This window comes from Microbacterium sp. Soil_C_42 (genome assembly GCF_057656735.1).
Genome location: NZ_JBDGJU010000018.1, coordinates 1 through 16182 on the forward strand (window position 1 = coordinate 1; position 16182 = coordinate 16182).

Sequence of the window (16182 nt, forward strand, 5' to 3'; positions counted from 1 at the left end):
CCCCAGCTCCGGCGGAAGCGCCGGCCGCGGAACCGGCGCCCGTCGTGGACCCGGCACCGGCAGCCCCCGACTCCGCCTCGACCACCGACCCGGCCACCGAGTCCGTCGCGCCCCCCGCGGTCGAAGACCCTGCGACCGCCGACGTGGCGGCCGAGGATCCGGCAGCGGCGCAGCCGGCCGCGCCCGAGGCATCCCTCACCGTCACCGCGCTGGCCGCCGCCACCCCGTGGTCGATCTCGATCGCGGGCGCTGTCACCGTCACGGTCGACGGCACGGACCTCGTGATCGGCGCGGAGCGGCGCGCCCTCGACACGATCAGCGCCCTCGCGATCGTCGGCTCGGGCGGCGACGACACCGTCGTGTTCTCCGCGGCGGCGCTGGCGGCGCTCGCCGGCATCGGGATCACGTTCGACGGTGGCGCGGGAAGCGACACCGTCACCGGTCCCGTGGGCAGTGTGCAGTGGACCCTCACCGGCCCCGGAGCCGGCGTGCTCTCGGCCGGTGCCGCCTCGGTCGCCTTCACCGGCGTGGAGCGCCTGCAGGGCGCCGGCACCGACAGCCTCGCGGGCGGCGCCGCCGACACGCAGTGGGTCATCGACGGGCCGGGCACCGGATTCACGGGTGACATCTCGTTCAGCGGCATCGACACCGTGGTCGGCGGCTCGGGTGCCGACGCGTTCGCGATGCGCAGCACCGGGTCGATCGGCTCGATCGCGGGCGGCGGCGGCGCGAACACGCTCGTCGGCCCCGACGCCGCGAACACCTGGACCGTCTCGGGAGCGGATGCCGGAACCCTCGGCACGACGTCGTTCACCGGTATCGGCACCCTCGTAGGCGGCAACGCCGACGACACCTTCAAGGTCTTGGCGGGCGGCGCGCTCTCGGGCGGCGTCGAAGGCGGTGCGGTCGCGGACGCTGCGGCGGCGCCCGTCGACGTGCTCGACTTCTCGGCGCGCGGCGGCCAGATCGTCGTCATCCTCGCCGGCGGCGCGGTCGACATCGCGACCGCGTTCTCCGCCGCCACCGCGGGCGCACCCGCGGCCGGGACGGTGCGGCTCAACACCCCGGATCAGAACCAGGCGACCCAGGTCGTCATCAGCACCACGGACGCGGCGGGGGCGTCGGTCGCGGCATCCATCGATCGCATCGACACCTCGCAGAGCGGCGGCCAGCTGCTGATCTCGAGTGCGGACGACCCGTCGGCCTGGATCCTGTTCCGGCTGCTCGGGATCTCGGCGCCGGGCCTGCCGGGCGAGTCGCGCACCGTGAGCGTGCAGGTCATCGCGGCCAGTGCCGCGTCGCCGTTCGCCGGAGGCATCGACGTGACGCTGTCGTACGTCCCGCCCGTCAACGTGGTCGTCGGCTTCGGCACCTTCTCGGGCATCGACAGGCTGGTGGGTTCCGCGAGCAGCTCCGACTCGATCCGCGGTCCTCCCGACGCGAGCGTGCGCTGGACGATCGACGGCGCGAACTCCGGCACGGTCGCCGGTATCGCCTTCTCGTCCATCGAGAACCTCGTGGGCACCGCGAACAACGCCGACGTGTTCGACGTCGTCGGCACCGGCTCCATCGGATCGGTGGCCGGCGGCAGCGGCGGCACCGACATCCTCGTCATCTCCTGCGTCGTCCTGTGCGGCAGCATCAGCGGCGCGCTCTACAACATCAGCGGAACGGATGCTGCGGGAACCGCGTCGCTCTACGGCCGGGTGATCGCCTACACCGGCCTCGACCAGCAGACCCCCTTCCTCACCGTCGGCGGCGACACGGTGCGCATCACCGGCACCGCGTCGAACGACACCATCACCATCTCGGCTCACCCCACCGATCCGAACCGGATGCGCGTCGACTACGGCTCGCACGGCTGGTACGACCCGATCACCCAGGTCGTGACCACCGTGATCGAGTTCGCGGTGCCGAGCACGTCGCTCGTGGTCGAGGGCCTCGACGGCGCCGACACCATCGTCGTCACCGGCCTCGCGGCCGGCTGGGTGAGCGAAGCCACGTTCATCGTCTACGGCAACCGCCGGCTCAGCGACGACATGCCGATCTTCGTCGACGACCCCGAGGCCGACAGCGTCACCTTCACGGGGGACGTCTGGACCAACGACGGCGTGATGGAGATCTACGCCGCGCACATCACGGTGAACGCGAACGTCGCGATCGACACCGGGGCCGGCTGGGTCACCTTCCGCGCCCGGCAGATCGGCAGCGCGTTCGCCGAGAATCTCTCACCCGTCTTCGCGACCGACCGGAACGTGTCGATCACCGTCGGCGACGGCGCGACCATCCACGCGACGGGCATCTTCTTCATCGCGCAGGCCGAGGACCGCAGCCTCGCCGAGTATCTCGGCGTCGCGCGCGAGGTCGGCAGCTACGTGCTCGACCCGCTCACAGGCCTCCTCGGCAGCATCATCGCCCTCCCGGTCAAGCTGCTCCTCAAGAAGTCCACCGCCACGATCACGATCGGCGTCGGCGCCCAGCTCATCGGCGACGACACCGTCGGCATGTACGCCACGGCGGCGGCCGTCGCGAACGGCACCGCACGCGGCAGCCTCGTGAGCGCCGGCTTCGTGCAGGCCACGGCGACCGCCACGGTGATCATCAAGAAGGACGCGCTCATCACGAGCACCGCCGCGATCGTCATCACCGCCACCGCCAACGCCGGCGCCTCGATCAGTGCCTCGACCGAACGTGAGATCAAGAGTCTCGCGAACCCGGGCGGCACGCAGGTGGCCATCGCCGTCGCAGTGAGCAACGCGGTGGCGAACGCGCACATCGACGTCGCCGCGGGCGCCGTCATCGAGGCAGGGAAGACGGCCAACCTCGTCGCCGGCGGCACGGTCGAGTCCGAGGCCGAGGCCGAATCGGGCATGTACGCCGACGGGTCGGCCGGGCTCGCCTTCAGCATCGAGCTGTCGAAGGCGGATGTCACGACGGTCGTGAACGGCACGGTGATCGCGCACATGACCCCGTGCGAAGACCTCACCGGAACGCTCACCGGGTGCTCGACCGTGAAGATCGAGATCGACCCCCTCGTCGCGAACATCACGGACGTCGGCTACGTCGACTACGCGTACGACCGCATCCACGTCGGCATGCACGGCCTCGTCACCGAGGACACCGTCACCTACAGTCCGCGCCGCGGCAGCAACATCGGCGGGCTCGTCGGGGGACGCACGTACTTCGTCGTGTGGATGGCCGACGACCCGACCACCCTCGACCTCAACGAATCGGAATTCATCGCGCTGGCCTCGTCGGAGCAGGCCGCGGTGCGCGCCGCGACCTGCAGCGCCGCCGGCGACGACCACGCCGCGTACCTGGCTTACCTCGTGTGCCTGCAGCAGTTCACCGTGGACCTCACACAGGCCGGGTTCCCCGCGACGACGAACAACACGCGCGACTTCAGCGCGGCCGACGTCGACGCCGCGGCCAACACGGTGACGCTGCACTGGACCGGCGGTGTGTTCAACACGTTCGAGCTCGGCCAGGCGGTGGTGTACCACCAGAAGGGCGACGCGAAGATCGACGGCCTCGTCGACGGCGCCACCTACTACGTCGTCGCGAGCACCAACCAGACCAACCTGCAGGGCAACACGCGCTTCACCGACGCGCAGGTGATCGGGCTCGCCGAGACCGAGAACGAAGCCCGCGCCGGCGTGCTCATCGACATCGGCCCGGCGCAGGCGGGCGGCTACCACTTCGCCGCCAAGCACGTGCTCGACACCGGGTTCGCGACGGGCGTCGGCATCCTCGCCAAGCTCGAGGCGAAGGACTCCTCGAGCGCTGCCGCCGGCCTCGCCGACGCCGGCCACCCGGTGACGTGGTGGGCCCGGCTCAAAGAGTCCTTCGCGGGCAACGCCGTCAACCAGCTGTTCGATGCCGCGGCGTTCGCGTTCGGGGCGCACGCCCCCGCTGCCGGGCTGGGGTCTCCGCCGCCACTGGCTGTCGCCGGGGCGCTGGCCGTCATCGACGCAGACCACCACGTCGAGACGACGATCGGGTCCACCGCCGTCGTGAAGTCGGGCGAAGACCTCGAGATCAAGGCCACGATCGCGCAGGGCTACACGATCAGCGCCAACAGCAGCATCGAGCCTCAGACGGACGCGGCCGGCGGCCTGGCCGGCTCGAGCGCCGACACGGCCATCAGCGTCGCGGTGTCGGTCGGAAACTTCGACAACACGGCGATCGCCACCGTGAAGACGGGGGCGAAGGTCGACGGGCTGCGCGCCACGCGCGTGATCTCCGACGTGAGCTACCCGTTCCTGGTGCGGTTCGACGAGTACATCCCGCTGTCGTGGAGCGAGTTCATCGACCGCCTGCGCAGCGAGGGTCCCGACGCGGTGCTCAAGTACCTCAACACCACCCTCGGCCTCCAGGGCATGTTCAACGCGTGGACGACGTCCACCGCGACCGCCGACAAGATCGCGCTCGCCGGCTCGCTCGCTGTGCTGGTGCTCACCAACATCTCGACGGCGACCGTGCAGGGCGGCGCCTGGATCAACCAGGACGAGAAGTGGCGCTCGACCGACGCCGCCGACCCCGAGGCGATCAACGCGACGCACATCAACAACACCGGCGAGCAGACGGTGTCGGTCGAGGCGACGAACTACCAGCAGCTGCTGTCGATGACCGGCAACTTCTCGCTTCCCGACCTCGATCTCGACACCGCCGACGTGAAGATCAAGGAACGGCTCGAGACGCCGTCCGTGAGCGGGGGCGGCGAGAAGGGCGGCGCGGGAGGCGCGTTCCTCATCTTCGTGCAGGACAACACCACCCACGCGATCGTGCAGGACGGCGCCCGCATCTTCAGCGGCACCGACGGCGGCTTCAACATGAAGGCCGAAGAGGCGCTGTTCCACATCGACCTCGTGCAGTCCGGCAGCAACGGGGGCGCGTTCACGATCTCGGGCTCGGTCGCCTACATCGGCCAGCGCAGCGACACGCTGGTGCAGCTCGGTGCGAACGCCATCGTGACGGGTCGCGACGTGCGCCTGTACGCGGGTGACCTGATGACCCAGGTCACGTGGGTCGGCGCCGTCGCATTCGGCACCGGGCTCGGTGTCGGGTTCTCCCTGGCGATCAACGACCTGCACCGCACGACCAAGGCCGTGATCGGGAATCCGGATGCCTCGGCCACCAGCACCGCGACGGCCCGGCCGAACGCGAACATCACGGTGACCGGCGTCGTCGACGTGCTGGCGAAGCTCGACGGCGACCTGTGGGCCTTCACGGTGGCGGGTGCCTTCTCCGGACCCGCGGCGCCACAGCCCACGCCGCCCGCGGGCGCATCGCCCAAGGCGCTGCAGCTCCTCGGCGGCAGCGCCCAGCCGGCGACGCAGTCGCAGGCCGCCGTCGCTGCGGCGATCGCGGTGAACGTCGTGGTCGACACCACGCAGGCGTCGATCGCCGACGCGGGCCATCTCACCGCGGGAAGCATCACCGTCACCGCGCTCGACGACTTCTGGCAGCGGGCGATCACCGGAGGCGCCGCGCTCGTGGCGGGCGCGAAGACGAATGCCGCGGCGCTCGCCGGCGCGCTCAGCGTGAACCTCATCGATGCGACGACCCGGGCCTTCATCGTCGCCACCGACCTCACCACGACCGACGGATCGCTCGTCGTGCAGGCAGCCCGCACCGGTGACCTGATCAGCGTCTCGGCCGGCATGGCCGCCGCGGCCGGCACCCAGTCGGTCTCGGTCGCAGGCTCGTTCTCGTTCAACACCGTCTACGGCACCACCGAGGCTGTCGTGCAGAACGTGCGCGGGGTCATCGCATCCGACGTGGTGGTGGCCGGTCGCGACGGCACGCGCATCGTCGCCGTCGGCGGCGGCATCGGGTTCGGCGGCGCGGTGGGCATCGGCCTGGGCATCGCGCTCAACCTGCTCGGCACCGAGGCGCGACCCCTCATCTCGAGCGCGCGCATCTCGGGCTCGACGCTCACGATCGGCGGCAAGGTGCTGTCGGTCACGGCGAAGAGCCTCAACGACGACACCGGTCAGCGCATCTACGCGATCGGCGCCGGGGTCGGCCTCGCCGCCGACGCCCAGGCGCACATCGGGGGCGCCTTCCACTTCGCGGTCAACCTCCTCGTCTACCGCACGATCGCCGAGATCACCCGCAGCACGATCCTCCGAGCGACGAGTTCCACGAACACGCTCGACGTCACGGTCGCTGCCACCGACGACTCCGGCATCGTCGCCCTGGGCGGCGCGATCGCGGTCACGACAGGCAGCGCGATCGGCGCCGCCGTCGGGTACAACGAGATCCAGGGAGACGTCGAAGCGCGACTCGACGACGTCGACCTCACCACGGACGGCAAGGTCACGGTCGAGTCGACCTCGAAGGCCGAGATCGGCGGTGTCGCGGTCGGCGTCACCGCCTCGGCGTCCACCGGCAACAGCATCGCCGCGTCGGGCTCGCTCCTCATCAACATCATCGACAACCGGATCATCGCCGAGATCGTCGACACCGTGTCGTCGTCGCCGATCGGCGCCTCGGTCATCGACGCTCAGGGCCCGGTGTCGGTGACCGCGACCGATGCCTCGGTGATCGCGTCGCTGTCGGGCGGCGTCGCTCTGGCCACCAGCGGCCCCGCCGTCGGCGCCGCCATCAGCTACAACCTCATCTCGAACGTGATCTCGGCCCGCATCGACGGGGTGTCGGTGTTCGCGCGGGGTGCGGCATCCGACATCACGGTCGCCGCGCGCTCGACGGCCACGCTCGTCGCGATCGCGGTGGGTGGCGCGCTCGCCGGTGACAACGGGTTCGCGATCGGCGGGTCCGTCACCGTCAACTCGATCGCCAACACCCTCACCGCGGTCGTCGCGCACAGCCCCGCGGTGCAGGCCGGGCGCGACGTGCTCGTCACGGCCGCCGAGTCGGTGACCCTCGTCGTCGTCGCCGGCGGCGTCGGCATCGCGTTCGGCGGCGTCGCGGTCGGCGCATCGTTCGCGTACAACTTCATCGGCGGCAGCTTCGACCCGGCCAACCCCGACCACACCAACAGCGACACCGCCACCGTCGACGGCGAGCTCGACCAGATCATCGCTGCGATCGACGACGCGCAGGTCTCGGCCGGCCGCAACATCGTCGTGACGGCGGGCTACCTGCCGGCGAACACCGGGGTGCCCGGCGCGGTGTCCCTCGACACCGGCACGGGCAGCGCGCTCGTCATCGGCATCCCGGGCGACCCCAGCACCGAGGGCAGCCCGGCGTTCACCGCCACCATCGTCAGCGTCACGGTGGGCGCCGCGGGAGGCAACGACCTCGCTGTCGGCGGCTCGATCTCGATCAACGTGATCATGCACGACATCGTGGCGCGCATCACCGGCAGCCGCCCCGTCAGCGCGGGCGGCAGCATCCTGGTCGCCGCAGCGGACGACCTCACCGCCGTGGCCGTCGCGGGCGGCATCGCTGTCGGCGACAACGCCGCCGGGGTGGCGGTGCCGCTGCAGATCGACGTGAGCACCGTGCACGCCTACATCGGCGACGGCGCGGTCGTGGACGCCCGCGGCAACGCGGCCCTCACGGTGCCGGACGGCCGGGGCCAGACGGTGCTCCGGCGCGGTGTCGCGGTGGTCGCCACGGCGACCGAGGATGTCGTCACCGTGGGCATCGGGCTCGCGGGCGCCGGCGAGGTCGCCGGTGCCGGCGGCGGAGCGGTCACCGTGATCGACCGCGAGACCCACGCGTGGATCGGCGCGCGCGCCCGCATCAACACGACGGCCGGCGCCGAGAACAACGCGCAGGACGTCTTCGTCCTCGCCTCCGACCGCACCGTGCACGTCACGGCGGCCGGCGCGGCGGCGGGGTCCGGCAGCGTCGGCATCGGCGCGGGTCTCACCGTCGGCGTGCTCGCCAAAGACACACAGGCGTGGATCGGCGCGGGCGCCGAGGTGCAGGCGCAGGGCGATGTGCGGGTGATCGCCGTCTCGACCGAGCTCGTCGTGGGAGTCGCGATCGCGGGGGCCGTGAGCGGCGACGTCGCGGTCGCGGGAACGGTCGGGGTGTACGTCATCGACGTCACCACGAAGGCCACGATCGCCGGGACCCCGGCAGCGGTGACCCCGACGACGGTGCGGGCCGACGGGAGCGTGCAGGTCGCCGCATCCTCCGCCCTGCGGGTCGAGGTGGTGTCGGGCAACCTCGCGATCGGCATCGAGATCGGCGGAGTCGGGGGCGCGCTGGTCGTGCCGGTCGTGACGAAGACGACGGAGGCCGTGATCGGTGCGCGCGCGGTGGTCGTCGGCCGGGCTCTCCGCCCCGGCATCACGGTCGAGGACGGACTGTCGGAGCTGCTCGCGGCGAACGCCTGCAACGGGGGCACGCGCGACCCGCACCAGGTGACGGCGCCGTGCCTCACCGACCAGGACGTCGGGTACGACCAATCCCAGCACGGCGGCGACACCTCGCAGAACCCGCTCACCTCGCCGCAGCTCACCCAGGACCGCACCGTCACGGAGAACGCGCGCACCGGCTTCACCGGCGTCGCCGTCACCGCGCTGAGCCGCGACGACATCGGCATGTACGGCATCGGGGCGTCGGGCGGCCTCTTCTTCGGCGTCCAGATCTCCGCCCTCGTGCACGTCCTGAACGCCACGACGAACGCCGAGGTCGACGACCTCGCGCAGCTCTCGTCCGGTGACGACGTGCTCATCATCGCCGCCGACGACTACCAGCTGCTCGGCATCGCCGGCGGAGCGTCGGGCGGCGGGGTCGCTGCGACCCCCGGCATCCAGGTGGCCGTCGTCACCGCCCAGACCACCGCACGCATCGGCAAGAACGCGGTGGTGACCGCGGCAGGCGACGTGATCGTGCGCGCCGACGCGAACGAGGAGACGCTCGTCATCGTCGTGGCCATGGGGGTCGGCGCGGTCGGCTTCGGCGGCGCGGTGGGCGTGCTCGTCATCGACTCCACGACGTGGGCTTCGATCGACGACGGGGCCGCCGTCACGGCGGGCGGCAGCGTGCTGGTCGCCGCGTTCGACGCCACCGACATCGACCTCATCACGATCGGCGCCGGCATCGGCGCGGGCGGAGCCGGCGCCGGAGCGGGCGTCGGTGTGACGGTGCTCACCAAGTCGACGCGGGCCTGGATCGGCGCCGCCACCGTCGACGCCTCCGGCAACGGCGCGGCCGTCGACGTCCACGACGGCACGCTCGCCGGCGACGGGGCCTTCGGCCACACCACCGCGACCGGCGTGATCGTCACCGCCGTCAGCCGCGAGGATGTCGTGTCGGTCGCGGTCGCCGCCGGCGCCGGCTTCTCCGCCGGCATCGCCGGAGCGGTGACCGTCGAGGTGATCAACGCCGACACGCGGGCGTACATCGCCGGCGGCGCGCGCATCAACACCGCCACCCCGAACGCCTCCGCCACGCAGGACGTGCGCGTCGTCGCCGTCGACGACCTCACGGTGCTCGTCATCGCCGGCGGACTCGCGATCGGCATGATCGGGCTCGCAGGCGGCGTCGACGTCGGCGTCGTGAACAGCGACACCACCGCGTGGATCGCCGGCAGCGACGTGCGGGCCCGGCGCGACATCGCCGTGGCCGCCCTCGCCGACCGCTACATCCGCACCTTCGCGCTGAGCGCCGCAGGCGGTGCGGCCGCGCTCGGTGCGGCGATCTCGGTGTGGGTCATCGCCGGCGACCTCGTGGGCACGTACAGCTACGCCGACCAGGACGAGAACGGCAACGCGACCAACCCGACCTACGACGCACTGGGCGCCCAGGGCGCGGGCAAGACGCTGACGAACGCCGACACGCTCATCGGCGGCGGCTCCGCCTCGACCGAGATCGGCAAGGTCGGCGGCGCCGGTCACGGCCGCGCGAACGCGGGAGTGCTGCAGGATGCCGCGACCTCGGCCAACGGCTCGCTCGGCGCTGCATCCCCCGCGGGCGTGATCGCCGGGTCGCGCACGGCACCTCCCCAGGAGGCCGGCATCCCGGCCGGGACGGCGGCGTTCGTCGGTCGGGGCGCCACGCTCAGCGCCGGCCACGACATCCGCATCGACGCCCGCAGCCGCCTCGACTTCACGCAGGTGACCGGCGGCTTCGGGTTCGGCGCCTTCGGCGGGGGCGTCTCGGTGTCGGTGGCGACGGTGAACGAGAACGTCTCGGCCTTCGTCGGCTCGGGGGCGACCCTCACCGCCGGCCACGACGTCGCGATCGCCGCGAATCTGCGCGACGAGCTGGACGTGCTCGCGATCACGACGGGCCTCTCTCTCCTCGTCGGGATCGGCGTGACCGTCGCGGTCGTCTACGACGGCGGCACCGCGGCCGCGTACCTCGAAGACGGGGCCGTCACCGGCGCGACGATCCTCGCCGGCGGGGCCGTGACCCTCACCGCGGTCAAGCAGTTCCTGCTCACGATCTCGGCCTATGCGATCGGCAGCTCCTTCATCGTCGGCGTCGGCGCGGGTGCGGGCATCGTCGTCGTCACCGACGGCGGCGGCGCCACCGCCGCCCTCGGAACGAACTCGCGCGTGGGCCAGCCCGGCAGCCCCGTCGGATCGGTGTCGCTCTCGGCGACCCACACGGCGAGCGTCCACGAGTTCGCGAACGCCTCGGTCAACGTGCTCGCGCTCGGAAACGGCGGCGCCGGCGTGGGCATCGCCGCCGGCGTGCTCGTCATCACGATCGGTGCATCTGCCGCCTCGGTCGCGTCGGCGGAGGTGCGTCGCGGCACGCTGATCTATGCGACCGGCACGGTGCGGGTCGCTTCGACGTTCACCCCGACGGTCGTCGCGCACGCCGCGGGCGGCGCCGGTGGCCTGGTGATCGCCGTCGGCGCGGTCGTCGTGCACATCGCGATCGCGGGGCTCGTGCTCGCGGCCGTCCGCGACGCGGTGCGGATCGAGGCGGGTTCGCTCGAGATCGCAGCATCCGACACCGTCGATGCGACCGCAGAGCTCGTCGCCGTCGCGATCGGCCTCTTCGGCGGATCCGGCGCCCGCATCGACGTCGACGTCGACGTCCACACGCGTGCCTTCGTCGGATCGACCGCCGGCGTCACCACGACCCTCGCGACGGGCGGCTCGATCTCACTCCTGGCCACCTCCTCCCGCACGCTCTCGGCCTACTCGCACGGCGGTGCCGGCGGCGCGGCAGCGGTCAGCTTCCTGATCGCGAGTGCGAACCAGACGGGATCGACCGAAGCCGGGATCCTGGGCAACACCGCCATCCTGCGCGCTCTCGGGGTGTCCGTCACGGCCGACCTGCTCTCGGCGACGAGCACCGCGACCGTCGTCGTCGGCTCGGGCGGTCTCATCGGAGTGCGCGGCACCGAGGCCGCCGCCACCACCAAGCCGGTCGTGAAGGCGTGGATCGGCGACGGCGTCGTGATCGGCGACGTCAGCGTCCCGTCGGCGCCGGTGCCGATCACCGGCGGCGTCACCGTCACCGCCCGCGCGCGCGCCGAGGCCGACGCGACCGGCAACGCCTACGGCGGCGGCGGGGTCGATGTCGGCGTCCCGTACGCTCACGCGGCGATCGGTCCGGATCTCGACGCGTACATCGGCACCGCGGGGGCCACCGCGCGCACGGTGATCCACGCCGGCGGCACGGTGCGCGTGGAGGCGGTGCTCAAGGACGACGGCGGTTCGGCGCAGCCGGTGTCCGACCAGATCGCAGCGGTCAGCGCGTCGAGCGACACGGTGACCTTCACCTACCCGGGCATCGGCGAGGGCACCGTCGTCACCTATCAGGCGACCGGGGGCGGCATCCTCGGCCTCCACAAGGGCGCGCGCTACACAGTCATCGACACGGGCGTGGCCGGGCAGATCCGCCTCGGCGCCATCTTCAACGCATCGACCGTCGATCCCGCCACCGAGATCATCACGTTCGGATCGGCCCACGGGTTCGTGAGCGGCGACTGCGTCGTCTACGACGCGCGCGGCGGCGCGTCGATCATCGCGAGCGCGGGCGCCGCCACCGGCACGTGCGCACAGCCGGGAAGCACCACGTTCTACGTGCGCAGGATCGACGATTACCGCATCAAGCTCATGACGACCTCCGCGGCGGCGACGGCCTCGACCGAGACGCCGCTCGCCCCCGCCGTCACGGACGGGCGTCTGCAGGACGGCACGCTGAGCGCCCTGCCCAACGGAACCGCGGTCGAGTACCGGGCGCCGTACGTCGCCGACTTCATCGCCGGGGCGGTCGATGTCACGCTGCACCTCGTCGACAAGCCCGAGGGCGGCGGCCAGGTCTGGGTGCCCGAGACCACGACGGTGAACGGCAAGACCGTCGTGGCGCACAGCAACGGCGCGAACAACATCTTCCTGGGCACCGAGCTGACCGGCACCCTGCACTCCGGCGACGCGCTCGTCTACTACGGCACCGGCATCGCGGGCCTGGTGAACGGACGCACGTATTACGTCATCGTGCAGGCGAACGGCCTCATCCAGCTCGCCGACACCTTCTGCCACGCCGTCGGGTGCACGAACGACCCGGCCCAGGCGCTCGCCATCTCGCCCGGTTCCGACGAGAGCGTCACGGCCTCGCTGCAGAGGGCGCTGCCCGGCCTCCGCGACGGGTACACCTATTACACGGTCGGGCGCGCAGCCGACGGCACGAGCGTGGCGCTGGCCGCCACGATCGGCGGAAGCGCCATCGCCCTCGGCGACGCGGCCGCCGGCGTCCACCGGTTCGGCCTCGTGCAGGTCGACCTGAAGGCCGGTTCCGGCAGCCAGGTGATCTACGCGCGGCTCACGAGCCCGTCGCTGCCGGCCGGCACCCACACGCTCGGCGGCCCGGGCGGCGAGGTGCTCGCAGACCTCGCGCCCGCCGCCGGCGACGGCGCGACCGGCGCGACCGTGAACGGCGGATCGGCCGGCATCATCGTCGGCATCGACGTGCCGAGCGCGCGTGTCGATGGAACCCCCACGGTGAACGCGGCCCTCGGCACCGTGACGGTGCGCGCGGGGCAGTCCGTCCAGGTCGTCGCGTCGAGCCGCACCCGGTCGGTCGCGTACGCGAACAGTGCGGGCGGCGGCGGGGTCGCCGTCGGCGAGGCGCACGCCGACACCGTGTTCGACACCGCCACCACCGACGTCGCGATCGGCGGGGGTTCGGACATCGCCGCCGGCGCGGACGTGCTCCTGTCGGCAGCATCCGACCACCGCATCTCTGCCACCGCCTCGTCGAAGGGCGGCGGCGCGATCTCGGCGAAGATCGCCGAGACGACCGCCCGCATCGACAACGACACAACCGCGACGATCGGCGCGAACGCCGTGATCGCCGCCGGCCACCACGTCATCGTGCGCACCGACCTCGCCACGAACGGGCGGACACTGTCCGACACCGAGTCCTGGGGGATCGGGGCCGGTGCGGATTCCGACAACACCAACGACGACCGGGGGGTGAGGATCGGATCGAGAACGGATGCCTCGACCTCGCGCGTCGTCGTCGGCACGGGCGTGCGCCTGACCGGCGAGACGGTGAACCTCGACGCGTTCGTGTCGCGCATCCTCGCGAATGCGACTGCGAAGGCACTGGGCGTCAACCCGATCCTGCTCGGCGTCGCGACGGCGTTCGCCAACGCGGAGGTCGACGTCTTCCTCACCGTCGCGGTCGAGATCGCCGGCGGCGGCACGATCATCCGCGGCGACCGCGGCGTCGACCTCAAGGCGCACACCGCGAACATCGTCATCGAGCGCAACGCGATGCGGCTCGCCGTCGCCCTCATCCCGCCGCAGCGCGCCGAGAACAACGGCGAGGGCCGCATCGACACCACCGTCGACACCGCAAAGGGCGCGCTCGTCATCGCGGGAGCCCGCCGCACCGACCCGGCGTCGGGGCTGGATGCGGCGTCCGATCCGGGTCAGGTCGCGCTGTACGTGCTCTCGACCAACGCGAGCGTGACCTACCCCGACATGCCCACGGACTCCGACCGCTACCGCGACGACGGCGGCTCGCCGTTCATGCAGGCGCGCCGCATCTCCTGGGATGCCGACGTCATCGTGCTGGGCGGGCTCAACGGAGCGCCCCTGCTCGTCGTCGGCGCCGACGGCAGGGTCGTCGCGGTCAACGCGATCACCATCAACGGCGGGCGCGCCCCCGTCATCGGCGAAGAGGTCGACCCCGATGGCGACGGCGCCTACGTCATCGATCCGATCCGCAACGACGGCTACGCGAACGTGCTCTTCGAGGCGCAGTGCACACCGACCGACCAGGTGTCGTGCGCGATCGACAACGGCGACGGGTACGCCTCGAGCGTCGACGGCCGGGCGAGCGACCCGTGGCCGACGTTCGAGTTCCGCGACACGCTCGAGTCGGTGACGATCGTGGACCGCTCCGGCAAGCGGGTCACCGTGAGCGGCATCGACGTCGTCAACACGTTCGGCTCGTGGCCCCGTGTCGTGCTGCGCTCGTCGGGCGGCCCGCTCGACTCGCACGTGACACTCGAGTTCGACCTGCGCCACGCGGCCGCCCCGAGTGTCGTCGACATCGAGAAGCGCGGCGACGACGACGTGCTGCTGAACGGCCGCATCAACAACCCGGTCGGCCTCACGCGCATCGTGAACCTGTTCGGCGACATCCTGGCGTCGTCGCCGAGCACGATCATCGTGACCAACCTGCTCGACATCGAGGCGACGCAGGGCTCGATCGGGTCGGCAGAGCGCCGCCTCGCCGTCGACCTGGTGCGCTTCACCGCCCGCCTGCGGCTCGACGCCCCCACCGCCTCGGGCCCGCGCGATCCGCGCCTGGCCGCCGTCGCCGGCGTCGACGCGCACCTGAGCCTGCGGGGCGTCGACCGCACCGTGCCCGCGGCCGGTCAGCCCGCGGTGACGGTGATCGAGGTCACCCTCGACCTGGTGCGCGCCGGCCGCGACGTCGACCTCGAGCTGCGCACCGGCATCCGCCAGGGCGCCTCCGCCCGCACCGCCGACGTGAACGTGGTCGTGCCCGGCGAGCAGTCGATCTGGTCGGTGCCGCGCCCGCACCGCCACCACTTCCGCGGGGTGAACGACGTCAACGGCGCCTACGACCCCGCCCGCGCCGGCGTCTCCGCCTTCGTCGATCCGGCGATCGACCCCGCAGGCGCCGACGTCGAGATCGACAGCGTCTACCGCCTGCTCGCGCGCAACGCTCCGCGCCCGCGCACCGAGGTCACGGTGGGCGGCTCGAGTGACACCATGTTCCTCGCCGAGATCGTCGGCGGCTGGTTCGTGATCTTCGCCGCCGCCCCGCTCCCGGCGGGTGCGCCCGGCGTGGTGGCGGGCGATCACCTCCGCATCCGCGACACCGAGGCGCTCGCGAACGGACCCGACGCCGTGGACGGCGGGACCGCGCCGCAGATCGACGTCGTCGGCTTCATCGATCTCACGGCGCCGTCCGCGGCAGGCACGGGCTCCGGCTGGGTCGACGTCGACATCGACGGATCCGTCACGCTCGAGGAGGTCCAGGACGACTTCCGCATCGGCCTCATCCGCTCGCGCACGTCCGACGTCGCCCTCGTCGCCGCGGTGAGCATGCTCGACGGCGACCCGGGCGACGCGGCCACCAACCCGGCCGACCCGCGCGACGTCGAGGGCGTGAACATCACGCTCACCGCGAGGACCGGCTCGATCGGCACCGAGAGCGACTTCCTCGAGATCAACCTGCTCGACACCGTGGGCCTCGCGCGCACGCCGGTGAGCGGCATCCTGAACGCCACGGCCGCTCTGGGCGTGCACCTGTTCGAGACCATCGGCGACCTGCGCGTCGGACTCGTCACCTCGAACCAGCTCGACACGACCAAGGTCACCGACGTGGCTCTCGTCACGGGCGCCGGCTCGATTCTGGACGGACAGACGGATGCTGCCGCCGACGTGGTCGCCGAGCGCATCGACCTGCGGGCGACCGGTGGCGGCATCGGCGCGCTCCTGGACGACCTCGACGTGAACACGTCGTCGATCACCGGTGCGGGCGGGCGCCTCTACGCCTCCGCCGATGCGAGCGTGTTCGTCACCGAGACCGACGGCGATCTGCGCCTGCTCGCGGCGACGTCGCGGACCGGCGACGTGCGCGTCACGGTCCCCGACACGAACGGCGTGAGGGGACCCCCGTCGACGGGCACGCAGAACCTCATCCTCCTCGTCAGCGGCACGAGCCTGGTCAGCCAGGCGCAGCCTCGAAGCACGACCCCCGGCGCCGCCGACACCGCGACCACGACGCGCAGCGGCATCTGGGCCAAGGTCG

At 72.0% G+C, this 16182-nt stretch carries 1 protein-coding gene (only partly in view); it reads left to right on the forward strand.

All coding sequences use genetic code 11. The annotated features are described in order from the left end of the window. Nucleotides 1-44 precede the first annotated feature (44 nt). A protein-coding gene (locus tag AC3A46_RS11985; RefSeq protein WP_487665386.1) for a hypothetical protein crosses the window boundary here: on the forward strand, nt 45-16182 show its 5' portion. 11063 nt of this gene lie beyond the right edge of the window; 16138 of the gene's 27201 nt are visible here — the first part of the coding sequence; the start codon lies at nt 45-47; the stop codon falls past the right edge of the window.